5 protein-coding genes are annotated in these 5380 nt (G+C 42.6%); 1 reads left to right on the plus strand and 4 read right to left on the minus strand.

What is annotated here, in order from left to right; all coding sequences use genetic code 11:
- The first annotated feature begins 338 nt into the window (after positions 1 to 338).
- Positions 339 to 794, plus strand: coding sequence for a cupredoxin domain-containing protein (locus tag WAM07_RS11915; protein ID WP_422167130.1), 456 nt, complete (start codon positions 339 to 341; stop codon positions 792 to 794).
- Between the two features lie 240 nt (positions 795 to 1034).
- Here WAM07_RS11915 and WAM07_RS11920 read toward each other — a convergent pair whose 3' ends face one another.
- From WAM07_RS11920 to WAM07_RS11935, 4 genes are read right to left on the minus strand one after another with little or no spacing between them, the layout of a single operon-like run.
- Positions 1035 to 2129: a GerAB/ArcD/ProY family transporter gene (locus WAM07_RS11920; RefSeq protein ID WP_422167132.1), complete on the minus strand. Its 1095-nt coding sequence runs from the start codon at positions 2127 to 2129 to the stop codon at positions 1035 to 1037.
- Positions 2130 to 2147: 18 nt separating this feature from the next.
- Positions 2148 to 2372, minus strand: a complete 225-nt coding sequence (locus tag WAM07_RS11925; protein ID WP_422167133.1) for a hypothetical protein — start codon at positions 2370 to 2372, stop codon at positions 2148 to 2150.
- A gap of 9 nt (positions 2373 to 2381) precedes the next feature.
- Positions 2382 to 3584, minus strand: coding sequence for a Ger(x)C family spore germination protein (locus WAM07_RS11930; RefSeq protein ID WP_422167135.1), 1203 nt, complete (start codon positions 3582 to 3584; stop codon positions 2382 to 2384).
- A gap of 2 nt (positions 3585 to 3586) precedes the next feature.
- Positions 3587 to 5119: a spore germination protein gene (locus tag WAM07_RS11935; protein ID WP_422167137.1), complete on the minus strand. Its 1533-nt coding sequence runs from the start codon at positions 5117 to 5119 to the stop codon at positions 3587 to 3589.
- Positions 5120 to 5380 lie beyond the last annotated feature (261 nt).

The raw sequence follows: 5380 nt of genomic DNA on the forward strand, positions 1-5380 counted from the left end.
ATTTTTGGTGGATTTCGAGTTTCTTATTCGGTCAGGTCCGGAGGGGGACGATGTAGACTCCTGCGGGATGAACATGATCGGTGAGATCCCGCAGGGCTGTTAAGCCCGAGGAAGCTCAGCACATGCCCGCGGAAAGCGAAATCGTCCCCCGGAGGACTTTCCGCTCAATACAAATATCTCGAAATCAAGTCTTCAACAAACGGGAGCTTTACTTTAAAATCAATATGGAAATTTAACAGATTCAAAGAAATAAGCAAAAGGTATTTATTGAATAATGAAGGCAAGTTTCCTAAGGCGGTTTGCATATATATAAGTAAACAAGCCTTAGGAGGGATTAAATGAGTGCATTAATTTTATCAGCCAAGAAGGTGGCTGTGATCGGAGCAGCTGTTCTGGTAGCCTTTGCTGCCTATTTTATAGGCAGCTACTTTTGGCAGGGTGCTATGGCTACTTCATCCCAGCCAGTAAATGGAGAGCCCCGTGTCATTAATCTTGTAACAGGGGAGTTTAAAGCTGAAACAGCGGATGGAAAAGAAATTGAAGCGTATCGCTGGGATCCAGGTACGATCTTTGTAGAAAAAGGAGAACCAATAAAATTAAGTATATACGGTGTAAATGGCAAAGAGCATCCATTTTTTATTGAAGATACCGAAATAAAAGGTGTGGTCCAGCAAGGTAAAGAAACAATTGTAGATTTGAAATTTGACAAAGAAGGAGTCTACCGCTTAATTTGTACCACCCACTCGGACATTAACTCGAATGGACCAATGATTGCCTATATTGTTGTAGATTAGAAGGAAAAGCAAAAGGGACAAGTTCAGTCTCCTTTTGCTTTTTCATTTATTAGCTTTCTTAAGAATTGCAGGCACTTTTCAATTTTACTGGTTGTCAAATCAATAAGTGAATGATCACCGGTAGGGGCGTTGGCCTTCTCTTCCACAAAACGGTATGTATGTTTCAAGTGGGCAATGTCAGAGGGGCGGAAAGATATAAATGCAATAACACACCAATAGAGCCAGTCATTGGTGTGCTTTTTAACTTCCACTCATTCGTTTTTTAATCAGCAGACCAATCCAGAGAATCGCAGGCAGAATTAATCCATGGGTAAGGGAATAAGACAGCCAGACTTCTCCTACGAAAGTCTCGAAATAAGCTACATCCGGATAAGCAATAATGGAGAGGACAACCATTCCCATTCCTAAGGGCAGTAACAATGGGCGGTGATCTTTCAAGGTTAAGAACTGTGCGATTCCCACGGAAGTAGCGTAGTACAGGATGATTAGTTTGAAGAATATGGTAAGCATCCAAATGATCGCGATGATAATCTCTAACCCCTCAAGGAAACCAGCAATGTTAATCTTTTGCCCAATTCGATAAGTAGGATAAGCGTTTAAGGCTGTCAAATCACTACCAAGAACCAGGAGGCACAGAGTGGTGATAAGGAATATGACCCCTCCCCCTATAATGGTTCCCAGTATCCAGGCGCGCTTGGCTTTTTTTTCCTCTTTTACATAAGGGAAAATCATTAATAGAGCTGCCATCTCGAGCAGCGGAGTGCCAATAACTATAGAAGAACTATTGATTATTGGAAGAACTCCATTACCGAACATAGGTTTTAATTGGTCCAGGTTAATTTGTGGCATCATGGATATGGTTAGAAAAATGAGCAAGATAACCATCCAGGGCATGAAAATTTCAGATGACCGGGCAATCGATTCAATACCTAGATAGGTTCCGCCAATGATTACGAGCAGAAATAAAGTATGAGTAAATTGTAAGGGTGTTTCTGGAATAATCTGAGTGGTCATGAAATCTCCAATATTTCTGAGAACAAGAGAAGCTAAAATATATAAGAAGCTTAAATAAAATATACAGAATAAGCGTCCTGCCCAGCCTCCAAATACGAAAATAGCCGCTTGGACAAATGTTTTTCCGGAGGACAAACTCCCAATTTTATTTAAAAACATGACGAGTAAGACCCCGAAAAGGATGGAAAGAATGACCGATATCCAGGCATCCTGTTTTCCCTGGGCGGCGAGGGGGGTAGGAACGATCAGGATCGAACTGCCAATAATAAAGAAAACGACAAGGAACATATACTGCCTGGCGCTTATGGTCTGATTATCCATGCGTATTCTGGCTCCTTCCTATAAACCAATCCAAGAATGTATAGTGGTATAAAAGGCTTGAATGTAATCCAATGGATTCGGCTGCTGCACATTTCTGCTTTCAAGGACACTAAACGTTGTAGCGATGAGCAGCAGAGTGGAAAACCACCAGATTTCCTTCATCTTTTTTTTTCGCTTCAATCGCGGGAACTCTATGAAAAAGATGAGAATGGAAACGGCTATGACTGCTATAGTTGCCCACATCGTTATCACCTATCTTTCTTTGTTGATTGGCTGTGTTGAATTACCTTTTCTTCGGATCTTCACATTGGCTTCAATGTTGACTTCCACATCTTGATAGTAGGAAGACCATTCCTTCTCAACTTTTTTCCAATACTTAGGCTGATCACGGTGGATAACTCCTCCGAACCCAAAGACATCACTTCCATATTCCTTCTGAGCCTTAGCCAGAGTGGCCTCGATACTCTCTTTAATCGCTTTCTCTGCCTGTTTGTTCACTTTTTCTAATGCTTCTGGCTTACTCAAGTCGACATTACAATCCACTTCCCCTACATTGCCTTCTGCTTCAACTTTTATATCAATGACAGGATGATCATTTTTAATTTTTCCTTTCATTGCTCCGCTTGTTCGAAGCAATTCCACGCTCAGCGTTCCTTCATCTTTGCAAGGGTGTGTAATTACTGTAGAGTGTACATTTCCGGTCGCATAGTTAAGTCCCTGGCTTTCCTCTTCGTTCAACCATCCTGTGAGCTTGTCTCCTTTAAATACACCGATCTCATCAATTTCTAATTTTGTAGGAGCATCCACATTTTCAACGTTGCTAATGTTTGTCCCAATGTCTTCTTCGCCTAAAAGGAGGAGGCCGCTCATCACGGGGTCTTCTCCCGGATTTCTAACGCTTGCGATAACCTTATCAATGGAAACCCCTTTTGTTGCAGCCCAATGACGCTCTACATTTTCTATGGAACCCATGATTTTATTGGCTGGTATTTTTTCATAAGGTGTAATGATACTGAGCATACTTTCAACCGGAGCATTCTTAGCTATGGTCATATAAAAAGAAGTCCTGAATTCATGGTCGCGGTAGAGCAAGTCAAGCACCGGCATCACCCCTTCTTCAGCAACAGTTTTTCCAAGTACAACTAAGCGAAGCTGAGATAAGTAGGTAGTCCTGGGATTTTTTGCAGTAAGCCTGCGGAACGCCTCCATAAGCGTACGACCGGTTGTTGTATAAGTGGAAACAGGAGGTCGTGAAGTCGGAGCATCTGTAGCAATCTCTGACGGGTTGATCACCTGAACCGCCAGAATATATTCGCCTTCTTCTGTTTTATCAATCCCTAACGTAACAACAATGCCAAGCTCATCCAGCTCCCGGCTGTTCCAGCAGCCGGTTAACAGGAGGAGGCAGATAAATATTAGCAAAAGTTTTCTAAAGGAATAATGGTATGTTTTCATCCTCAATTCTCCTTGGATGATGAATTGGTGCGTTTCTCATTCTTATTAGTCATAGAACTTGGGCGTGAAAACAGCCCCCAATGGGGAAAACGGATTAGTACGTCTTTCTGATCTTTCGCCTTCATTGGTGCAAACGGTGACATATATGCAACGCCAAAGGATTTTAGGCTGCATAAATGCAAGACCATGGCAATGAGCCCTAGTATAATTCCGTATAATCCAAACGTTGCTGCCAGAATCATAAATAGAAAACGAATCATACGTATAGGAATCGCTATGTTATAAGCAGGAAAAACAAAGCTTGAAATGGCTGTAAGAGCTACCACAATAACCATAGCCGGAGATACCAAACCTGCCTGTACAGCGGATTGCCCAAGTACGAGGGCCCCAACAATGGATACAGCCGATCCTACCGGTTTCGGCAAGCGGACACCGGCTTCCCGCAGAATTTCAAACGTAAGCTCCATGAGCATGGCTTCTACAAAAGCCGGAAAAGGGACACCCTCACGCTGGGCGGCCAGACTGATCAGTAATGGTGCCGGAATCATTTCCTGATGAAAGGTCGTAAAAGCGATATATAAAGAAGGCAAAAACAAGGCGATATTAAAACAGACCAGCCGAAGAATTCGCAGGAACGTACTTATATCCGCTCTCTGATAATAATCTTCACTTGATTGAAAAAAGTTTACAAATAAAGCAGGAACTAAGAGAACATCCGGTGTTCCATCCGTAATGATCGCAACCCGGCCTTCTAATAATCCACCGGCAATCGCATCCGGTTTCTCAGAATAATAAACGGTGGGAAAAGGGGAATACTGAGCATCTTGAATATATTCTTCAATGTAGCCACTCTCCAGAATCCCGTCGATATCAATTTTATCAAGTCGGCGGTGAACTTCCTGCACGATGTTGTCTTCAGCTATATCCTGCAAGTAGACGACAGCTACGTCTGTTCTAGTCACCTCACCAATTGCTTTACTTTCAATGCGAAGCTTAGGATCTTTTATTTTACGTCGTAACAAGGCGGTATTCGTCCTTAGCGTTTCTGTGAACGCCTCTTTAGGACCTCGGATGACACTTTCCGAAGTGCTTTCCTGTACCCCACGGTCTCTCCAGCCCCTGGTGCTGGCGGCTAATGCTTTTTTCTCTTTATCTATAAGAAGGATGGTTTCGCCTGATAATAATCGCTTAAAAAGTGCTTCGTAATCGGTGAATTCAGTTACTTCACCTATAGGAAGAGAAGCGTGTTTGATCGTATTGTACAGTTCTTTAACGGAAACACGTTTGTGCGGCATCTCAAGCATAAGTGCTTCCATGATGAAATTCTGAACCGTATTCTTATCGACAAGACCATCTATATAAAGAGCAGCACAGTGAGTCTTATAGATCGCAAATCGTCTGATTACAAGATCCGTACTTTTTCCAAGTACTGTTTCAATATGGCTTAAACTGTCTTCTAAAGGAGGAAGGAGGGGCGGGGAGTTAGATTCTTTATTGGGATTATGACTTGGTCCCTGCTCATTTCCCTGGTTCATAGCGCACGCTCCTTTAAAAGTTTATAGATAGCATGCACCAAAGTTTGGATTTTATTAACTTATGTAATTTGTTAGATCTCCGTGTGAATTATTAAAGATAAGCTCCCATTACTTGAAGACTCAGTTTCGAGATAAATGGGTCCTTTACGTTAGATGGACAAGGGCAGGTGGGGAAATAACTCGCTTTCCTATGGGGGAACGGTGAGCTTCCTCGCTCGTTTCACTCCCTGCGGGATCTCACCTAGTCCCTTCTCCCATGGG

The sequence above is a fragment of the Halobacillus sp. genome (assembly GCF_049282395.1).
In the GTDB taxonomy this organism is placed as follows: domain Bacteria; phylum Bacillota; class Bacilli; order Bacillales; family Halobacillaceae; genus Halobacillus.